We start from the raw sequence: 18,942 nt of genomic DNA, 5'->3' as shown, positions 1-18,942 counted from the left end.
GGCGGGGAGGTAGGCGCCGGGGATGGCTCTTCGGAGGTGTCCCCGGCTTCGGAGGTGTCCCCGGCCCTTGGAGCGGTCGTGGAGCGGGGCGTCAGAACAGGGCTCCCTGCGGGCCCGCCGTCCCCGGCCGGGCCGTCGCCGTCGTCGGGGCGGACGGATCCGCGGCGGTGAGGGGCCAGCCCGCCAGCCGGCGGGTGTCCAGCAGCAGGGAGCGCCCGTCCGTCGCCTCCAGGTAGACGTCCGGGCCGGCGACCGCCGCCACCCGGCCCGCGACCGTGCGGCCGGGGGCGAGCTCGACGACCGCCTGGCCCGGGCGTATCCGGTCGAGGTGGTACGTCGTGTCGTGGTGCGCCGGGGAGAACGGGCGGGGTGTCAGGGACTCCGGCAGCAGGGCCGAGGCCCGGCCGTGCAGCCGGGCCAGCTCCGCCGTGCGCGACTCCTGGGGCGGCACGGGATGGCGTGCCGCTCGTTTCGCCGCGTACGGGAAGCGGTCCGGGACCGCGAGCGCCGCGCCCAGCACCGCCTCCGCCCGGCGCGCCGCCATCAGCGGGCCGCGGGCGAGCAGCGCGGAGGACAGCGCCGCCTGCTCCAGGAGGCGGACCCCCTGCCGTTCGGCGGCGGTGATGCCGACCTTGATCAGGCCGGGGGCGAACCAGGCGAGATAGAGGTCGTACGGGCGGGGGTCGTCGGCGATCGTGTCCGCCGCCACCGAGTGGGCGCGGTCCAGCCGGGCGCATTCCTGGCATTGCGCCGAGACCGCCGATTCGGAGATCGCGGCGCCGGTCGGGCAGGGGGTGTGCAGGCCGCCTCTGCGCACGCCGACGCAGCGTCTTTCGTCGCCGGTGGTGAAGGCCAGCGGCCGGTCCGGCGGCAGGGGGGAGAGCCGCTCCCCGTGTCGTGGATGCCGCCAGACCAGCGCCGGGCCCGAGGCGCTCCACCGCGGGCCGGCGCAGAGCCAGCCCTCGTCCCGGCCGCTCATCGCGCCCACCCCCTTCGGTCGCCGAGTGTCGTCCTCCATGGTGTCAGCCGGCACTGACAGTGGTGCCCGTCCGGCGGGTGACGTGGGCGACGAGCGCCGAGACGCCCGCGAGCGCGGCGACCGTGGTGAGCGCCAGGGGCAGCGAGAAGCGGTCGGCGAGGATCCCGATGGCCGGTGGTCCCAGCAGCATGCCGCCGTAGCCGAAGGTGGAGGCGGCGGCGACACCGCCCGGACCGGCCAGTTCCCCGGCCCTGCCGACCGCGACCGGGAAGATGTTGGCCAGGCCCAGCCCGGTGATCGCGAATCCGGCGAGGGCCGCCCAGAGCGACGGGGCCAGCGAGCCCAGCAGCATGCCCAGCGCGGCGGTCGTACCGCCGGCCACCAGCAGCCTCGTCTGCCCCAGCCGTTCCAGGAGGGCGGTGCCGCTCAGCCTGCCGAGCGTCATGGCGAGCGCGAAGACGGAGTAGCCGAGGGCGGCGAGCCCGGCCGGGGCGGCGAGGTCCTGCCGCAGATGGAGCGCGCCCCAGTCCGCGAGCGCGCCCTCGCCGTAGGCGGTGCAGAGGGCGATCAGGCCGAAGACGGTCACGAGGCGCCGTTCGCGCGGTTTCCCGCGTCGCCCGGAGTCGGTCTGTGTGACGACGGGTGCGGGCCGTCGGCGGCTGGTCGCGCAGTTCCCCGCGCCCCTTTCGGGGCGGCCTGTGTTCCGGCGCGGTTCCTCGGGCCCCCTGAGGGGCGGCAGCGTGTGGGCGAGCAGGGTGCGGCCGGCCGCGGCGGCCACGACCAGGCCGGTCGCGGTGAGCAGCAGCAGGTGGGCGGTCACGGACAGCCGGCCGGCGAGCAGGGCGCCGAGCCCGGCGCCGAGCATGCCGCCGACGCTGAACGCGGCGTGGAAGCTGGGCATCACGGGTCTGCGCAGTGCCGCGACGAGATCGACGGCCGCGCTGTTCATCGCGACGTTGAGACCGCCGTAGGCGGCGCCGAAGACCAGCAGCACCAGGCCGAGGGCGAGCGTGGAGCGCGTCAGCGGGGGCAGGGCGATGCCGAGGGACATCAGCAGGGCGGCGGCGACGGTCACCGGGTGGCTGCCGAAGCGCCGGCACAGCCGTCCGGTCAGTGTCATCGTGGCGACCGCTCCGGCCGACACGCCGAGCAGAGCGAGGCCCAGAGCGCCTTCGGAGGCGCCCGTCTGCTGCTTGATGGCGGGAATGCGGACCACCCAGCCGGCGAAGAGGAAGCCGTCCAGGGCGAAGAAAAGGGTCAGGGAGGAACGAAGGGGACGGAGGGCGTCGGTGCCGGAGGTTACTCGCGGTCCTCCGAGGATGGCCGTCCGTATTTTGTTTAGCGTCGGCACAAAGTCAGAATAGAGGCGTGACGCAGACTCGGACAACACGTTTGGAGCGGGGACGGGGCGCCCTCGGCCCCGCCCTGGAGCTCGTACACACCGGTCGCGCTCCCACGCGCGCGGTGCTCACCACCGAACTCGGGGTGACCCGGGCGACCGCCGGTGCCGTGGCCGCGGAGCTGGAGGCGCTCGGCCTGATCCAGGTCGACCCGCGTCCGGTGGCCGCCGGCTCCCAGGGGCGGCCCTCCCACCGGCTGTCCATCGCGCCGAACGGGCCCGTGGTGCTCGCCGCGCAGATCCACGCCGACGGCTACCGCGCGGCGCTGGTCGGCCTGGGCGGCCGGATGGTCGCCACGGCGCCCGGCTGCATGGACGTGCCCGCCGATCCCTCGCACATCATCGACGCCGTGGTCGAGGCCGGGGCCGGGCTGCTCAAGGAGTCCGGGCGGCGCTGTCTGGGCGCCGGGCTCGCCGTGCCGTCGGCCGTCGCGGAGCCCGAGGGCACGGCCCTCAACCCGCTGCATCTGTCCTGGCCCGTCGGCGCCCCCGTGCGCGAGCTGTTCACCGAGGCCCTCGCCAAGTCCGGGGTACTGGGCCCGGACGCCTCACCCGTCCCGGGCGTCACGGGCAACGACGTCAATCTCGCGGCCCTCGCCGAGCACCGCCATGGCGCGGGCCGGGGCGCCCGCCATCTGCTGACCGTGGCCACCGGCCACCGGGGCGTGGGCGGCGCGCTCGTCCTCGACGGCCGTCTGCACAGCGGCAGTTCGGGACTGGCCCTGGAGGTGGGGCACCTCACCGTCAACCCCGCGGGTCTGCCCTGTCACTGCGGCAGCCGCGGCTGCCTCGACGTCGAGACCGATCCGCTGGCCTTCCTCAGCGCCGCCGGGCGCACCCCGGGTCCCACCGTCTCGCTGCTCCAGCAGGCCCGTGACCTGCTGCGCTCGGAGTACGACGACCCGTCCGTGCGGGCCGCCGCCGAGCTGATCGTCGACCGGCTGGGCCTGGGCCTGGCCGGGCTGGTGAACATCCTCAACCCCGACCGCATCCTCCTCGGCGGACTCCACCGCGAGCTGCTGGAGGCCGACCCCGAGCGGCTGCGCGCGGTCGTCGCGGACCGCAGCCTGTGGGGTCGCAGCGGTGGCGTCCCCATCCTCCCCTGCACCCTGGACTTCAACAGCCTCATCGGCGCGGCCGAAGCGGCCTGGCAGCCCGTCCTCGACGACCCGCTGGCCCTGCTCGGCTGACGGCCCGTCCGGCCGGCCGTCCCGCGCCTCAGCCCGGGACGGCGGACCGTACGGGGGAGTGCTCGCGCAGCGCCGCGCGGCGCTGCCCGGCCGCCGTCCCCGTGAACGCGGGGTCCTCCAGCTCGTCCAGATCCTCCAGGACGGGCCCGCCCCGGACCGGCCGCGCGTGCCCGGGCCGTGCGAAGGGGGTGACGGTGCCCGCGCTCCGCGCGGAGCGCGGCGCCGCCGCCGGGGCGGCGGCCGGAACGGCGAGGGTGAACCAGACGACCTTCCCGCCGTCCTGCCGCTGCTGCACCCCCCAGCTGGAGCTGAGCGCCGCGACGAGCGCCAGCCCCCGGCCATGGGTGCTGCCGGCGTCGGCATCGCCGAGGGAGGGCAGCCGGGGATCGTGGTCCCGTACGGAGACGGTCAGCCGGGACGGTACGAGGTCGATCTCCACGGTGCAGCGTTTGTCCGGTTCGGCATGCTGGTGAACATTGGTCAGAAGCTCGGTGACGCCGAGCGCGGCAAGGTCGATGAGGGCGTCGAGATGCCAGTACCGCAACTGCGCAGATACGATTCTGCGCACTTGCCCGATGCGCGGTGGGAGGGCCTGGAGCTCAACGGTGCAGTGCTTGTTCACTCGGCTGATCACGGCTGCGACTCCCTGAAGAAGTAGGGCTAGCCTGATTCCGATGGACGGTGCGACACACGCCCGACGCGGTCCGGTGGCGCCTCCGGCAGGCCCGCCCGGCGGCCCGGACCGCTTGGGTGACCGCCGATGGACCCTCGGTGATGCCAATATGAGTCAAGGGTCGACTCTCGCGGCCGTGTTCGCAACTCCTGCACCCGTCAGTGCTTCACCGTGCTTCCGTGCGCCGACCGCACCACCTCGAGGAAGCGGTTGACCTCCGCCTCGCCCGTGGTAGAGCCCGGCTCCCCGGCGTCCTCGGGGCCGCCCAGGGTGAGTACGTAGCGATTGCCGTTGACGGTCGCGCGGGCCCGGTCCCGGGCGGCGAACCACGGCTTGCCGGCCCGCACCGAGTCCACCGGCGCGCTGTCGATCTCCCGGCCGTAGCTGGTCAGCAGCCGTAGCCGGCCGTCCTGGATCCTCACCTGGCCGGCCCGGGTCAGATTGCGGTGCGCGCGCTCTATCCGCACCCCTGTCGCGCTGAACTCCGGTTCCGTCACGGTGCACCGCCTCTCGGCCGAAATCGCTGTCCCGTGCGCAGTCTGCCCGTGAGCAGGCCCGCGCACCAGTGCCCCTTTATGATCGAAACGCCCGGGTGATCCGTGTGAGTCCCCATCCGGAACCATGAGGAGCGGCGTGTGACCGGCACCGTGCGCACCATCGACGTGGACCGCGGCGACGCGTCCTACCGCCTTTGGCTGAAGGAGGCGGTCCGCAAGGTCCAGGCGGACGCCAACCGTTCCGCCGACACCCATCTGCTGCGATTCCCGCTGCCCGGGGAGTGGGGCGTCGACCTCTATCTGAAGGACGAGAGCACGCACCCCACCGGCAGCCTCAAGCACCGCCTCGCCCGCTCCCTCTTCCTCTACGGGCTCTGCAACGGCTGGATCCGCCCCGAGGTCTCGGTGATCGAGGCGTCCAGCGGCTCCACCGCCGTCTCCGAGGCCTATTTCGCCCAGCTGATCGGCGTCCCCTTCGTCGCCGTCATGCCGCGCACGACGAGCCGGGAGAAGTGCCGGCTGATCGAATTCCAGGGCGGCCGGTGCCATTTCGTGGACGACCCCCGGACGATGTACGCGGAGGCCGCGGCCCTCGCGGAGCGGACCGGCGGACATTACATCGACCAGTTCACCTACGCCGAACGGGCCACGGACTGGCGCGGCAACAACAACATCGCCGAGTCGATCTACAGCCAGCTGCGGCTGGAGCGCCACCCCGAGCCCGCCTGGATCGTCGCCACCGCGGGCACCGGCGGCACCTCCGCGACCATCGCCCGCTACACGCGCTATATGCAGTACGACACCAGGGTGTGCGTCGCCGACCCGGAGAACTCCTGCTTCTTCGAGGGCTGGCGGGACCACGACCCCGACGCGACCAGCGAGCGCGGCTCCCGCATCGAGGGCATCGGCCGGCCCCGCATGGAACCCAGCTTCCTGGTCGCCGCGATCGACCGGATGATGAAGGTCCCGGACGCCGCCACCGTCGCGGCCGTACGCGCCCTGGAGACGGCCCTCGGCCGCAAGGCCGGCGGCTCCACCGGCACCGGCCTGTGGGGCGCGCTGAAGATCGTCGCGGAGATGGTCGCCGAGGGCCGCGCGGGCAGCGTCGTCACCCTCATCTGCGACCCCGGCGACCGCTACCTCGACAAGTACTACTCCGACGCCTGGCTCGCGGCGGAGGGGCTGGACATCCAGCCCTACGCGATGGCCATCGACGCCTTCCTGGCGACCGGCCGCTGGCCCGACTGAGCACGGGCCGGGCCCGTACGACGCCCCGTACCGCTCAGACGTCCGCGCCGTTGCCCCGGGCGCCGGCCACCACCAGCTCCGGCAGCCGCTCGGCGATCTCCGCGCGGGCGCGCGGCGGCAGGCCCGCGTCGGTCACCAGCACATCGACCTCGTCCAGCGCGGCGAACGAGCTGAGCCCCACCGTGCCCCACTTGGTGTGGTCGGCCAGCACCACGACGCGCCGGGCGGAGCGTACGAAGTGGCGGTTGGTCTCCGCCTCCGCGAGGTTCGGCGTCGACAGCCCCGCCTCCACGGATATGCCGTGCACCCCGATGAACAGCACGTCGAAGTGGAGCGACCGGATCGCCGCGTCCGCGACCGGCCCCACCAGCGTGTCCGAGGGGGTGCGCACCCCGCCCGTCAGGACGACCGTGGCCGCGCCCGGGCGGGCCTGCGGCCCGGACGCCGACATCGTGCGCTGGGAGGTGTGGAACACCTCCGCCACCCGTACCGAGTTGGTGACGACCGTCAGATCCGGGATGTCCACCAGATGCTGGGCCAGGGCGAAGGCCGTCGTCCCGCCCGCGAGCGCGATGGCCGCGCCGCGCGCGGCCATCCGGGCCGCCGCCCGGGCGATGTCCTCCTTGGCGCTGAGCTCCAGCGCCGACTTCGCCTCGAAGCCGGGCTCGTGCGTGGTCGCCTCCGCGACCGGCACCGCGCCGCCGTGCACCTTCTCCACGACGCCCTGCCGGGCCAGCGCGTCCAGATCGCGGCGGACCGTCATGTCCGAGACGTTGAGACGCCGCGTCAGCTCATTGACCCGTACCCCACCGCGCCGCCTGACCTCGTCGAGGATCAGGGCACGCCGCTGCTCCGCCAGGAGATTCTGCTGGTCACTCACGCGGCCCCTCCTTTCCGGTCGACCGCCGCCCTTGATGCGCACACATACTCCCACGCGCGAACGACAGCGATCGGTTTCGCTCAAGCCCCTTCCGTCTTCCCCTTTTTCGCCCATCACCCCTCGGTGCCACCCTGCTTGCCCCGGCGCCCCGGCTCACGGCAATTCGGGCAGATCCTCCGCGTACAGCAGGGTGAGGTCGTCCGTGCTGGGCGCGGTCAGCTGCGCCACCCGGCCCGCGTGCCGCTCGACCATCGCCTCGAAGGTCCGCCGGGCGGTACGGCCGTTGCCGAAGGCCGGCCCCTTGGGGATGTCGGTGAAGTACCGCAGCAGCGCCCCGGCCGCCTCCTCGCCGATCCGGTACTCGTGCTCGTCGGCCTGCTGCCGCACGATGCGCAGCAGCTCCTCCGGCTCGTAGTCGCCGAAGGTGATGGTGCGTGAGAACCGGGACGCCACACCGGGGTTGACGGTCAGGAAGCGGTCCATCTCGGCCGTGTAGCCGGCGACGATGACCACGACCTCGTCCCGGTGGTCCTCCATCAGCTTCACCAGCGTGTCGATCGCCTCACGGCCGAAGTCCCGCCCGGAGTCCTCGGGGCACAGCGCGTACGCCTCGTCGATGAACAGCACCCCGCCCCGCGCCCGGTCGAAGGCCTCCTGGGTGCGCAGGGCCGTGGAGCCGATGTGCTCGCCCACCAGGTCCACCCGGGCCACCTCCACCAGATGGCCGCGCTCCAGCACCCCGAGGGAGGCGAGGATCTCCCCGTAGAGCCGGGCCACGGTGGTCTTCCCCGTGCCCGGAGAGCCGGTGAAGACCAGATGCCGGCGGGGCGAGGCGGCCTTCAGCCCGGCCAGCCGGCGCCGCCGCCCGACCTCCAGCATGTCCGTCAGGGCCCGCACCTCGCGCTTGACGCTCTCCAGGCCCACCAGCGCGTCCAGTTCGGCCAGCGCCGCCGAAGCCGTGCGCGAGGCCCCGGCGGGCGGCGGGTCGGCGACGGCGGGGGAACGCTGCGCCGGCACTCCCGGCACCGCCCGCTCCGGCGGCCGCGCCGCCTTCTCCACGGCGGGCACCGCGGCCCGGTGCCGCACGGCGTCCTCGTCGCTGGTGCAGCCCTGGCTGACCGGGCCGTCCTCGGCGAACTCGTAGCCGCCGCGCGCGCACCGCTCCGTGCGACAGGCCGTCAGCGTCGACCGGCAGCCGTCGATGACGTGGAAGCCGTAGCCGGCGCTGCCCGTCACCCGGCAGCCGTCGAAGGTGCCGCGCCCCTCTGCGGAGACGTAGAAGCCCGCCTCCCGGGGCGAGGTCACCGTGCAGCGCTCGACGACCGGGTCCGCGCCCTTGGTGACGATGACGCCGGTCGACGTCGCGTCGACGGCGCAGCCGCTCAGGGTGCCCCCGCTGCCGTGGCCCCGGAACCAGACGCCCGTGGTCGCCTCCCGGATCCGGCAGTCGGCCAGCCGCGCGGTCGCCCCGCCGCTCACCGAGACCGCCGTACCGCGCACCCGCGCCAGATCACTGTCGGTGACATCCGCGCTGGACCCCCGGTCCAGGACGAACAAAGCGTCCGGCACGTCGTGCACCCGGCAGGAGACCAGCTCGGCGCCCGCGCCGTCGCTCACCCACACCGCCGGGTAGTCGCCGGTGCTGTCGTGGATCTCGCAACTCCCGGCCTCCACCCGCGTGCCCGGATCCCACACCGACAGGCCGTTGCGGCCGAAGCGGCGCACCGCCGAGCGCGTCATCGTCAGCACCGAGCGGGAGCGCAGGTCGATCGCGTTCTCCGGGACGTCATGGATGTCGCAGTCCGTCAGGGACAGCACGGCGTCGGTGTCCAGGGTCACGCCGTCGGCGGACGTGCGGTGCACCCGGCAGTCCGTCAGCAGCCCGGTGGCGCGCGAGGTCAGCTGGACGCCCGTCCCCTGGATCTCGTACACCTCGCAGCCGACGGCCTCCAGGGTGCTGCCCTCGCCCGTCAGCGACAGACCCGCCCCCCGGGTGTGGTGCACCCGGCAGCGCTCCAGCCGCGGCGCGGCGCCGCCGCGCACCGTGACCCCCGACTGGCCCGCCGCCACCACCTCGCAGTCCTCGAAGAGCCCGGCCGCGCCGTCCAGCACACTGATGCCGACGCCCCCGGGATTGTCGACCGAACAGCGGCGCACCGTCGGCCGGGCCCCGTCGCGCACCTCGATGCCCGCCGCCGAGCGCGTCACCACCCGCAGGTCCGCGAGCTCCGGCGCCCCGTCCTCGACGAGCAGCGCCGGCGCGGACGCGTCATGGCCCTCGATCAGCAGATCCCGCAGCGTCGCCGAGGCGCGCACGGTCACCGCGACGCCCTCGGTCGGGGCGATCCGCACCGCGCCGCGCCCGCCCTCGCCGCCCCGCAGGGTGACGGACCGGGAGACGATGAGATTCTCCCGGTATGTCCCCGGGGCGACGGACAGCACATCGCCGTCGGCCGCCGCCTCCAGGGCGGAGGCCAGCGAGTCGTACTCGCCCGTACGCCGCCGCCAGCGCGATGTGCCCGTGTGCGTCACCTGGACCGATCCCGTGCTCGAACCCTGTGCCATGGTGCTGCTGTGCCCCCACGTTCGCGTGTGTGTGCATCCGGGACGGAGGAGTACCGGCCGCACCACCGTAGCGCGCGTGGGGCACGGGAGTTGGCTGTCCGGGACCCTCGTCAGCTTCCCGCGTCGGCCCGTCCCCAGGTGTGCCCGGCGCGTTCCCAGGCCCGGTCCCACTCCGCGTACCGGCGGCGCGCGAGCCGCCAGACGACCAGCCTGCGGGCCCCCTCGACCAGGCCGGCGGCGGCGCCCGCCGCCCCCAGGCCCGCGAGCACCGCGTGGACGGCGGCGGCCGCGCCGTCCATGGGACGGCTCGCGGCGGCGCCTCGGTCGTCGGTCCACAGCGGGAACGGCTCGCCGGGGCGCGCGTACTGACGGACGGCCACCAGGCCCGTGCGCTCCAGGCCGTCCGGGCCCCGCCAGCGGGCGAGGACCCGCCGGTAGCCGTCGCGCCCGGCACCACCGTCGCGCCCCGCACCGGCCTCCCGCCCGGCCCCGGCCTCGTGGCCGTCGCCTTCGGCGCTCCCGGAGGCCGGGGCCAGGGCGGTGGCCGTCACCAGATGGCGGTGCAGGTGCTGGTCCCGGACGGTCTCCCGGAGCGCCTCGTGGGCGAGGGAGCCCGCCGTCCAGCCGAGGGCCGGACCCACGAGCAGCATCAGCACCACGGCGGCCACCCCCGCCCAGGCCTCGAGGACATCGCTCCGGCGCCGCAGCGGACTGCGCCGCCGGCGCCACAGGGACAACCAGAAGGAAAGCGTCGCACGTATGGTGTTCACCCCCTTACGCGTCCGTAAATACCTCACACCGGGCGCCGCATGCGGAAGAAGGCGGCGGAGAGCGGAAAATCACCCCCCGCGGCTGCTGTGCGCGGCGGCACGTTGACGGAAGACGGGACGACGAAGGACGAGCCGGACGGGACGGGCGAGCCGGACAGGCCGGGACGGGAAGGGCTTTTCAGTCGAGGATCTCGACCGGATCGCCGACCCGGAGGGTCCCGGTGTGCTCGGGTATCAGGTTCTTGCCGAACACGGCCTTGCCGCCGATGCGGTGGTGCCGGGCCAGGCTGCGCAGGGGCTCCTTGCCGCGCTCGGCCGTCCCCTGGTCGGTGGTGGTCACGATGCAGCGGGCACAGGGCTTGACCGCGCGGAAGGTCACCTCGCCGATGCGCACCCGGCGCCATTCGTCCTCGGCCCAGGGCGCGGTGCCGTCGACGACCAGGTTGGGGCGGAAGCGGTTCATGGGGAGCGGCCCCTCGGCGGCGCGGTCGCCCCGGGCGATGAGGGAGTTGAGCTCGCGCAGCGAGGCGGTCGTGGTGACCAGCAGCGGATAGCCGTCGGCGAAGCTGACCGTCTCACCCGGGCGCGAGTAGTCCGGGTCGATCGGGCGGCGCCGGGCCGGGTCGTCCATGTGCAGGAGCCGGGCGCCGGTGCCCAGGAACGCCGTCAGCCAGGCCTCGGCGGCCCCGCCCGCGGGCACCGCCTCCACCTTGTCGCGGAAGATCTCCGCGACGACCGTGCCGCCCGGCCCGTCGGCCGGGGCGGGCACGGCCACCTCCAATGGCCCGGCGCCGGGGGCGGTCAGCCGCACCCCGCCGCCCGGCAGCGGCTCGGCCGCGGCCAACGCGAGCCGCGGCTCCTGACGTTGGGTGATCATCCGGTGATCCGGATCCACCACGAGCCATCTGCGGTCCCCGGCGAGCCCCCAAGGCTCCACGGCCGCCTCGCCGGGAGCACACCCCGCCATCGACTTCACCGGGTAGAAATGGACCGAGGACAGCACGGAAGTGGACATGCGTCCATCTTGCCAGCCGGATATGACAGTTGGCCGCCCCGGTGGACCGGCGCCCGGGGCGCGGGTCGAGCGCGGGTCAGTAGCCGCGCTGCTCCGGGTACGGGCGGCCGCCGCCGTACGGGTCCTCGTACTGCGCCTGCGCCGGGCGGGGCGCCACGGGACGCATCGCGTCGAACCCGGCCGGGCTCATGGACGCGGCACCCGGGCGCTGCTGCGCCGGCTGCGGCGCCTGCCCCGCGTAGCCGGCGCGCGGCGTGGCGGCCTGCTGCGGAATGTACGGCGCGGGCGTCTGCTGGAGACCGGGGCCGGGGCCCTGAGCGGGTGCGGGCGCGGGCTGGCTCATGCCCATGGGCTGGCCGCCGTACTGCGGGGCGGGCGCGGGCGCGGCGTAGCCGGCGGGCGGGGCCTGGTGGGAGGAGGGGCCGGAGGGCAGGGCCGGCAGCGCGGGCAGGTTGCTCTGGACCGGGGCGGGCGCGCCACCGAAGTCGTACGGGGAGGACACCCGGATCGGCGCGATCTGCGGGGTGCCCCGCTCGGCGACGAGGCTGTCGTAGATGGGGGTGTCCGGGAACGACGACGAGGCGTAGTAGCCACCGCCGTAGGTGCTGCGGGGGGAGGTCATAGCCCATAAGTTAAGCCCATGCTGTGCCGGTTGGGGAGACGGGTACGGGGGTTGTTCGCGATGCCCGGAGGGGTGGCGCTTTGCCAATCCCATCGAACCTGGGGAAATCGGTCGTCAAGGTACGTTGGGATCGTGTAAAGAGCCGGGTCATTTCGGAGGGGTTGAGGATGGAAATGCTCAAAGGTGCCAATGTCCGGATACCTTCGCAGGTGGTACGGATCGAGCTGTGCTGGCGTACGGGCCCGGGAGTGCCCGACGTCGACGCGTCGGCGCTGCTGCTCTCGGCGGGCCGGGTCCGGTCGGACGCGGACTTCGTCTTCTACAACCAGCCGGTCCATCCCTCGGGCGCCGTGCGGCACGACGGCAAGCGCACGGCGGACGGGTCGGTGAGCGACACCCTCACCGTCGATCTGGCCGCCCTGGAGCCCGCCGTCGAGTCGGTCGTGCTCGCGGCCTCCGCCGACGGCGGTGCCTTCGGGCGGGTGCCGGGGCTGGGCATCCGCGTCCTGGACGCGACGGCCGGTACGGAGCTGGCGCGCTTCGAGAGCCGCGACGCGACCGTCGAGACCGCCTTCGTACTGGGCGAGCTCTACCGGCGGCAGGGGGAGTGGAAGTTCCGCGCGGTGGGGCAGGGCTACAGCAGCGGTCTGGAGGGCCTGGCGACGGACTACGGCATCACCGTCGACCGGCCGGCCGCCCCGGTGCCCCCGGCCCCGGCCCCGGTTCAAGCCCCGGCCCAGGCCCAGGCTCCTGCACCCGCGCCGGCCCCCGTGACCGCGCCGGCGCCCGAGCGGCCCGTGCGGCTGACCAAGGTCACGCTCACCAAGGAGGCCCCGAGGGTCTCCCTCGCCAAGCAGGGCGGCACGTCCGGCGCGCTGCGGGTCAATCTCAACTGGACGACGCGACAGCAGACCAGGACCTGGGGACGGCGGCTGGGCATGGCGTTCCAGCCCGGGATCGACCTCGACCTGGGCGCCCTCTTCGAGCTCACCGACGGCACCAAGGGCGTGGTGCAGGCCCTCGGCAACTCCTTCGGCTCGCTGCACCGGCCCCCGTACATCCACCTCGACGGCGACGACCGGACCGGGGCGGTGGAATCGGGGGAGAACCTGACCGTCAACCTCGACAAGGCGGCCGCCTTCCGGCGCATCCTCGTCTTCGTCACGATCTACGAGGGCGCCACGAGCTTCGCCGGCCTGCACGCCACCGTCACCCTCCAGCCGCAGCACGGCGCACCGGTCGACTTCTCGCTCGACGAGTGCGTCGTCGCCTCCAACGTCTGCGCCCTCGCCCTGATCACCAACAGCGGCGGCGAGCTCGTCGTCCAGCGCGAGGCCCGCTATCTCGTGCCCGACCGTGGCGTCAGCCCCCAGCGCACCCTGGACCGCGCCTACGACTGGGGCCTGAACTGGACCCCGGGCCGCAAATGACCTCGGGCCGCCCGAGCCGGCACCCGGGCTGTCCGAGCCGGCACCCGGGTCGTCCAAGCCGATATCCGGGCCGTCCGCCGGCGCCGTCCGGTCAGGGCGCGGCCTCCGGGCGGGCGTACGTCCGTCCCTTCCAGGCCGCGCCCCGGCCCCGGTGGTGCTGGACCGCCGAGTCCACGGTCATCAGCAGGTACAGCAGCCCCGTGACCGGCAGCAGCGGGGCGAGCCACAGCGGCTGCCGGTAGTAGCGCAGCATCGGCGCGTACGTCCCCGCCATCACCGCCCACGCCAGGCCCCCGCACACCAGCGGTACGACGGCGCCGGTCAGCGCGCCCGCCACGACGGCCACCGGCGGCGCGAGGTACACCACCCCCAGCCCGGCGACCGTGGCCGCCAGCAGCGGCGGGCTGTAGAGCAGCTGGGCGTAGGCGCTGCGCGAGACCATCCGCCACAGCGGCCCCAGCCCCGGATACGGCCGGACGCTGTCGACCCGGTCCGCCAGCCCCAGCCAGATCCGGCCGCCCGAGCGCCGCACCGCCCGCGCCAGGGACACGTCGTCGATCACCGCCTGCCGGATGCTCTCCGGCACCCCGGCCCGCAGCGCGGCCTCGCGGCGCAGCAGCACACACCCGCCCGCCGCCGCGGCCGTCCGCCCGCCGGGGCGGTTGACCCGGCGGAAGGGGTACAGCTGGGCGAAGAAGTACACGAAGGCCGGGACGACCATCCGCTCCCAGAACGTGGTGACCCGCAACCGGGCCATCTGCGAGACCAGGTCCAGCCCCCGGGAGCGGGCCGCCGCCACCAGTTCCCGCAGGCTGTCCGGGCCGTGGGCGATGTCCGCGTCCGTGAGCAGCAGGTACTCGGCGTCGGTGCGGTCCAGGGCGAGCGCCATGCCGTGCCGCACGGCCCACAGCTTCCCGGTCCAGCCGGGGGCGGGATCCCCGGGCGAGGCCACGGTCAGCGGCGGCCCGCCGTGCTCCTCGGCGAGGGCCCGGGCCAGATCGCCCGTGCCGTCGGTGCTCCCGTCGTCGACGACGAAGACCTCCAGCGGGCCCGGATAGTCCTGTGCGAGCAGGGACGGCAGGCTCATCGGCAGCACCTCCGCCTCGTCCCGGGCGGGCACGACGACCGCGACGGCGGGCCAGTCCGCGGGCGGGGTGCGGGGCGGCAGCCGGACGTCCGTACGCCAGAAGAAACCCTGCCCCAGCAGCAGCCAGCCCCACGCGGCCAGGGAACCCGTCGCGATCCACGTCAGCGCGCTCACCCGCCGCAGTCTGCCGCAGCGGGGCCGGGCCCGCCGGGCACATCGATTAAAGTGACCGGGTGAAGATCGCGCTCATCGACTCCGGAAACGGCCTGCTGGCAGCGGCCGCCGCCGTGCGCCGGCTGCGTCCCGACGCCGATCTGGTCCTCTCCTCCGACCCCGCCAGCATGCCGTGGGGCCCCCGGACCCCCGAGGACCTCACCCGGCTCGCCCTGGCCTGCGCCCGCGCGGCCGCCGCGCACCGGCCCGACGCGCTGATCGTCGCCTGCAACACCGCCTCGGTCCACGCGCTGGAAGCCATACGCGCCGAGCTGGAGCCCGGCCTCCCCGTCATCGGGACCGTCCCCGCGATCAAGCCCGCCGCGGCCGACGGCGGCCCCGTCGCCATCTGGGCCACCCCCGCCACCACCGGCAGCCCCTACCAGCGCGGTCTGATCCGTGACTTCGCCTCCGGGGTCGAGGTCACCGAGGTGCCCTGCCCCGGCCTCGCCGACGCCGTGGAGCACGCCGACGCCGACGCCATCGCCGCCGCGGTGCGCGCCGCCGCCGCCAACACACCCGCCGACGTGCGCGGCCTCGTCCTGGGCTGCACCCACTACGAGCTGGTCGCCGAGCGCATCCGCGCCGCCGTCGCCGAGATCCAGGGCCCCGGTGCCCGGCCGGTGGAGCTGTACGGCTCCGCCATGGCCGTCGCCGCCCAGGCGCTGCGCCGCGCCGGCACCGCGCCCGACCCCGACGCCGCGCCCACGGGCGGCCTGACCGTGCTGCTCACCGGCCGCGAGGGGGAGCTGGGGGCGGCCTCGCTGAGCTACGCCGAGGGCCGCTCGCTCGGCCCCGTGAGCGCCGCGCGCTCCTGACTCGCCCTTTTACGTCCCGTTCGCGTCGAGTCCGCGCGCACCCCTGCCGCCGTGGCGGAACGTGAGTAGGCTGCCCGGTATGAGGGACCACTGCGAGGACCCGCGGGAGCCGGCGGGCGCGTCGAGCCCCGGTGGCGACGAGCGGCCGGAAGCGCCCGGGCAGCCCGGTCCCGCGACGCCCGCCGTCTGGACGGGGCGCGCGACCAATCGCGTCCAGTGGCTGCTGGCCGCCGCCGGCGCCGCGTGCGTGGCGCTCGGCGTCGACCTCGCCGTCGACAGCGCGTGGACGTCCGGGCTCGCCCCCCTGGTGATGGCCGTCGTCGGCTGTGTGGCGGCGGGCCTGCTGATGCTGTACGGCACCATCGCCTTCGTGCATGTGGCCGTGCGCGTCGACAAGGACACCCTGGAGATCCGCTGTGGTCACATCGGCGTACCGCGCACCCGCATTCCGCTGACCCATGTGGTCGGCGCGGACTTCGATCCCCGTGTCACACCGCGCCAGTGGGGCGGCTGGGGTTATCGCTGGCGTCCGGAGAAGGGCACGGGTGTGGTCGTCCGGCGGGGCGAGGGCTTTGTGGTCCGGCTCGGGGACGGTCGTATGTACACGGTCACCGTGGACGACGCCGAGGCCGCCGTGCGTGTGATCCGCGACCGGCTCCGGATGCTGGGCGGCCGCTCCGCGCACGCGTGAGCCGGCCCGGCTCAGGCGTGACCCGGCCCGGCTCACGCGTGACTCGGGTCGGCTGACGCTGACCCGGCCCGGCTGACGCCGACCCGGCCCGGCGCGCGGACGGTCCCGGGCGCCCCCTGTGCGCGCCCCCATGGGTGCGTTCGCGGGGTGGACGCGTCCCGTCCCGGTCCCGTTGGTTAGCCTCGGCGCATGGCGATCCCCGACTTCATCCGCGAGCTCCGGACCCTCATCGGCGACAGGCTGCTGTGGATGCCCGGAACGAGCGCCGTCGTCCTCGACGAGGAGGGCCGGGTGCTGCTCGGGCTGCGTTCCGACACCGGGGAGTGGTCGATCATCGGGGGCATTCCCGAGCCGGGGGAGCAGCCCGCCGCGGCGATCGTGCGCGAGGTGTTCGAGGAGACCTCGGTCCGGTGTGTGCCGGAGCGGGTGCTCCTGGTCGAGGCCCTGCAACGGGTCGTCTATCCCAATGGGGACGTCTGCCAGTTCATGGACATCTGTTTCCTGGCCCGCGCGGTGGGCGGGGAGGCGCGCGTCAACGACGACGAGTCGCTGGAGGTCGGCTGGTTCGCGGTGGACGCGCTGCCGCCGATGGAGCCGTTCGCGGTGGCGCGGATCAAGCAGGCCGCGATGGACGAGCCGACGTGGTTCGCGGGGTGCGGCGGGGAGTTGGGCGATGGCTGACGGCTCGTCATTCACTGCCCCTGATGCCTTGTCAGGCACCTGACGTCCTGTCAGGCAGTCCGCCCCCCGGCGTGCGCTCCGGGGCGCGGCCCGGTGTGATCGTAGGTCAGTTCGTCAGCACCCTCGTTCCAGCGCTCGAAGAAAAAGCCGGGGTGGTGAATTCGCTCCAGATCCTTTGATCCAGGCGTTCGTCCAGGCTGTACGCGCGCACTGTTGGGAAAGAGGCTGCTTTGCTAAAGTGTCCCCTGCTCATTCTTCCGAGAGCAGTCGGGGGTCAGTGAGGATGCATCGCAAAAGCATATGATCGACCGCCCTCTCACCGTCAGCGAGTGCGACCGTTCCCATGGACGGGAAAGCGAGCCGACGATCTGGACGCCGGGGCGCTCTGGCCCTTGATCAGGCTTCTGATCAGGAAGAAGTCCAAGGGTAGCCCCCTGGCCGCCGTCCCTGCCGCTTGACGCACAGTCAAACCCCCGGAGCGTGGCGCACCTTGGTTCAGGGTGCTTCAGCCTGCCCGGGCTGGATTCAGGAACGCGCATGAGAAACATTCGGGCGACGCGCGAGTTTCCACTCGCATTGCGATTGCTATTGCTCAATCAGTTTGGGATCGACATTGGCTTCTACCTCCTGATGCCGTTTCTCGCGGCATATCTGGAGCAGGGCCTGGGAATGTCGGCCGCGCTCATCGGGCTGGTGCTCGGGGCGCGGAATCTCAGCCAGCAGGGCCTGTTCATCCTCGGTGGCTCCGCCACCGACCGGCTGGGGCCACGCGTGGTGATCATCACCGGCTGTGCCCTGCGCACCGTGGGCTTCTCCCTCTTCGCCTTCGGCAACTCGCTGCCTCTGCTGCTCGGCGCCTCCGTGCTCACCGGGCTGGCGGCGGCGCTCTTCTACCCGGCCGTACGCACCTACGTCGCCTTCGAATCGGGCGACCGCAAGGCCGAGTCGTTCGCGCTCCTCAACGTCTACGCCACCATCGGCTCGCTGATGGGGCTGCTGCTGGGGAGCGTGCTGTTCCTGACGGACTTCCGGCTGTGCGCCGTGGTGGCCGCGGCCGCCTTCGGGGCACTGACGGTCGCCCAGGCGCTGGTCCTGCCCACAAAGGGGGAGCCGCCCCGCGGACCCTCCGCCACCGTCCTCGGCGACTGGCGCGAAGCCTTCTGCAACCGCCGGTTCCTGCTGTTCTCGTTCTCCACGATCGGCATGTTCACGATGGAGAACCAGCTCTACCTCCTCCTGCCCGAAGGAGCCCTCAGCGCCTCGGGCTGGAAGGGCTCGGCCGGGGTGCTGCTGGCCGCCGGCGCCCTCGCCAACATGCTGTTCCAGCTGCGGATCACCAGAGCGCTCCAGCGCAACGGGGGCGGCACCCGGTGGATCAGCTCCGGCCTGGTCGTGATGGGCCTCAGCTTCCTGCCCCCGCTGCTCGTCTGCGGTGGCGAGGCCCCGGCCGGTACGAGCGAGGCGGTGGCACGGATGACCGTGATGGTGGTCGGCTCGGTGCTGCTCTTCTTCGGCATCATGGTCGCCCACCCGACCGTGCTGGAGATGGTGCCGCTGTTCGGGCGGGAGAGCCTGACCGGTACGTACTTCGGGCTCTTCTACGTCTTCTCGGGTCTCGCGGCCACCGCGGGCAACGCCGTGGTCGGCCGGGCCATGGACTTCGGCGGGCGCACCGGTCTGTGGTGGGTGCCCTGGCTGGTCTGCCTCGCCTTCGGGCTGTCCTCGGCGGCCTCGGTGGCCCTGCTCCAGCGCGGCGGCATGCTGCCGGGACTGCAGGTGCCGTCCGGAGCGCCGGTGGTGGAAGGGCCGGTGGTGGCCAAGGGTTCCGGTGGTGCCGTCATCAAGCGCGCGGCGGCACCCGTGGTCCCCGTGGCCCCCTCCGGCTCGCAGGCCGCCGGCACCCCCGTACCCGGCCGGGAGGCCGCGGCCCCGGCGAACGACGCCCTCCGGCCGCACGACCCGGCCCGGCTGCCGGGCCCGTCCAGAGCCACCGACGAGGCCTCCGACCAGCCGCCGAGATAGCGGGGCCGAGATAGCGGGAGAGAAGCCTGAGGGTGGTGTGGGGGGACGGTGCGCCCCCCCCCCCCCCCGGGGGGGGGCCCCCCCGGGCCCCCCCCCGCCCCCCCACCCACAGGGGGGCGCGGGCCCCCCCGGGCCGGGTAGCCCAGGGGCGGCGCCGGCGGG

At 73.9% G+C, this 18,942-nt stretch carries 17 protein-coding genes; 7 read left to right on the top strand and 10 right to left on the bottom strand.

All coding sequences use genetic code 11. The annotated features are described in order from the left end of the window. Nucleotides 1-91: 91 nt before the first annotated feature. Nucleotides 92-979, bottom strand: coding sequence for a DUF2797 domain-containing protein (locus ACFYZR_RS29195; RefSeq protein WP_391915602.1), 888 nt, complete (start codon nt 977-979; stop codon nt 92-94). A gap of 43 nt (nt 980-1,022) precedes the next feature. Next, nucleotides 1,023-2,330 (bottom strand): MFS transporter, encoded by a 1,308-nt coding sequence (locus tag ACFYZR_RS29190; protein ID WP_391915599.1) that lies wholly within the window; start codon nt 2,328-2,330, stop codon nt 1,023-1,025. Nucleotides 2,331-2,347: 17 nt separating this feature from the next. On the opposite strand from ACFYZR_RS29190, the gene ACFYZR_RS29185 reads away from it, so the two are divergent. Continuing rightward, nucleotides 2,348-3,568, top strand: a complete 1,221-nt coding sequence (locus ACFYZR_RS29185; protein WP_391915597.1) for an ROK family protein — start codon at nt 2,348-2,350, stop codon at nt 3,566-3,568. Between the two features lie 28 nt (nt 3,569-3,596). On the opposite strand, the gene ACFYZR_RS29180 is transcribed toward ACFYZR_RS29185, so the two are convergent. Both ACFYZR_RS29180 and ACFYZR_RS29175 read right to left on the bottom strand, forming a co-directional pair. Continuing rightward, entirely contained in the window at nt 3,597-4,202 is a 606-nt protein-coding gene (locus ACFYZR_RS29180) for an ATP-binding protein (RefSeq protein WP_391915595.1), read from the bottom strand. Nucleotides 4,203-4,399: 197 nt separating this feature from the next. Continuing rightward, nucleotides 4,400-4,738, bottom strand: a complete 339-nt coding sequence (locus ACFYZR_RS29175) for a hypothetical protein (protein ID WP_391915592.1) — start codon at nt 4,736-4,738, stop codon at nt 4,400-4,402. Between the two features lie 138 nt (nt 4,739-4,876). Between ACFYZR_RS29175 and ACFYZR_RS29170 the strand changes: the two genes are divergently transcribed. Beyond that, on the top strand, nt 4,877-5,986 hold the full coding sequence (locus ACFYZR_RS29170) for a PLP-dependent cysteine synthase family protein (protein ID WP_391915589.1): 1,110 nt from the start codon (nt 4,877-4,879) through the stop codon (nt 5,984-5,986). Between the two features lie 34 nt (nt 5,987-6,020). Here the strand turns inward: ACFYZR_RS29170 and ACFYZR_RS29165 are convergent, their stop codons facing one another. The 5 genes from ACFYZR_RS29165 to ACFYZR_RS29145 form a co-directional block, all read right to left on the bottom strand. Then, complete coding sequence (locus ACFYZR_RS29165) at nt 6,021-6,866, bottom strand: DeoR/GlpR family DNA-binding transcription regulator (RefSeq protein WP_391915586.1); 846 nt, start codon at nt 6,864-6,866, stop codon at nt 6,021-6,023. Nucleotides 6,867-7,019: 153 nt separating this feature from the next. After that, nucleotides 7,020-9,431: a right-handed parallel beta-helix repeat-containing protein gene (locus ACFYZR_RS29160; RefSeq protein ID WP_391915583.1), complete on the bottom strand. Its 2,412-nt coding sequence runs from the start codon at nt 9,429-9,431 to the stop codon at nt 7,020-7,022. A gap of 110 nt (nt 9,432-9,541) precedes the next feature. Continuing rightward, on the bottom strand, nt 9,542-10,201 hold the full coding sequence (locus ACFYZR_RS29155; protein ID WP_391915580.1) for a hypothetical protein: 660 nt from the start codon (nt 10,199-10,201) through the stop codon (nt 9,542-9,544). 178 nt (nt 10,202-10,379) lie between these two features. Further along, on the bottom strand, nt 10,380-11,216 hold the full coding sequence (locus ACFYZR_RS29150; protein ID WP_391915578.1) for an MOSC domain-containing protein: 837 nt from the start codon (nt 11,214-11,216) through the stop codon (nt 10,380-10,382). A gap of 76 nt (nt 11,217-11,292) precedes the next feature. After that, nucleotides 11,293-11,838: a DUF6643 family protein gene (locus tag ACFYZR_RS29145; protein ID WP_391915576.1), complete on the bottom strand. Its 546-nt coding sequence runs from the start codon at nt 11,836-11,838 to the stop codon at nt 11,293-11,295. 167 nt (nt 11,839-12,005) lie between these two features. Here ACFYZR_RS29145 and ACFYZR_RS29140 point away from each other — a divergent pair, with 167 nt between their 5' ends. Continuing rightward, the gene (locus tag ACFYZR_RS29140; protein ID WP_391915574.1) at nt 12,006-13,268 is read left to right on the top strand and encodes a TerD family protein; all 1,263 of its coding nucleotides are present in this window, start codon (nt 12,006-12,008) and stop codon (nt 13,266-13,268) included. Nucleotides 13,269-13,359: 91 nt separating this feature from the next. On the opposite strand, the gene ACFYZR_RS29135 is transcribed toward ACFYZR_RS29140, so the two are convergent. After that, nucleotides 13,360-14,529 (bottom strand): glycosyltransferase, encoded by a 1,170-nt coding sequence (locus ACFYZR_RS29135; RefSeq protein WP_391915572.1) that lies wholly within the window; start codon nt 14,527-14,529, stop codon nt 13,360-13,362. Between the two features lie 59 nt (nt 14,530-14,588). Between ACFYZR_RS29135 and ACFYZR_RS29130 the strand changes: the two genes are divergently transcribed. The 4 genes from ACFYZR_RS29130 to ACFYZR_RS29115 all read left to right on the top strand — a co-directional run bounded on the left by ACFYZR_RS29130 (nt 14,589) and on the right by ACFYZR_RS29115 (nt 18,780). Beyond that, nucleotides 14,589-15,386: a glutamate racemase gene (locus ACFYZR_RS29130; RefSeq protein ID WP_391915570.1), complete on the top strand. Its 798-nt coding sequence runs from the start codon at nt 14,589-14,591 to the stop codon at nt 15,384-15,386. Nucleotides 15,387-15,465: 79 nt separating this feature from the next. Next, nucleotides 15,466-16,077, top strand: a complete 612-nt coding sequence (locus ACFYZR_RS29125; RefSeq protein WP_391915568.1) for a hypothetical protein — start codon at nt 15,466-15,468, stop codon at nt 16,075-16,077. A 189-nt stretch (nt 16,078-16,266) separates the two neighbouring features. Further along, nucleotides 16,267-16,758 (top strand): NUDIX domain-containing protein, encoded by a 492-nt coding sequence (locus tag ACFYZR_RS29120; protein ID WP_391915565.1) that lies wholly within the window; start codon nt 16,267-16,269, stop codon nt 16,756-16,758. A gap of 537 nt (nt 16,759-17,295) precedes the next feature. Beyond that, nucleotides 17,296-18,780 carry an MFS transporter gene (locus ACFYZR_RS29115; RefSeq protein ID WP_391915563.1) on the top strand — a complete coding sequence of 495 codons (1,485 nt, stop codon included), beginning with the start codon at nt 17,296-17,298 and terminating at the stop codon, nt 18,778-18,780. Nucleotides 18,781-18,942: the final 162 nt, after the last annotated feature.

This window comes from Streptomyces sp. NPDC001678, assembly GCF_042892945.1.
Taxonomy (GTDB): domain Bacteria; phylum Actinomycetota; class Actinomycetes; order Streptomycetales; family Streptomycetaceae; genus Streptomyces.
Note: the sequence above shows the minus strand (reverse complement) of the source record. Positions and strands in the feature narration are given on the sequence as shown.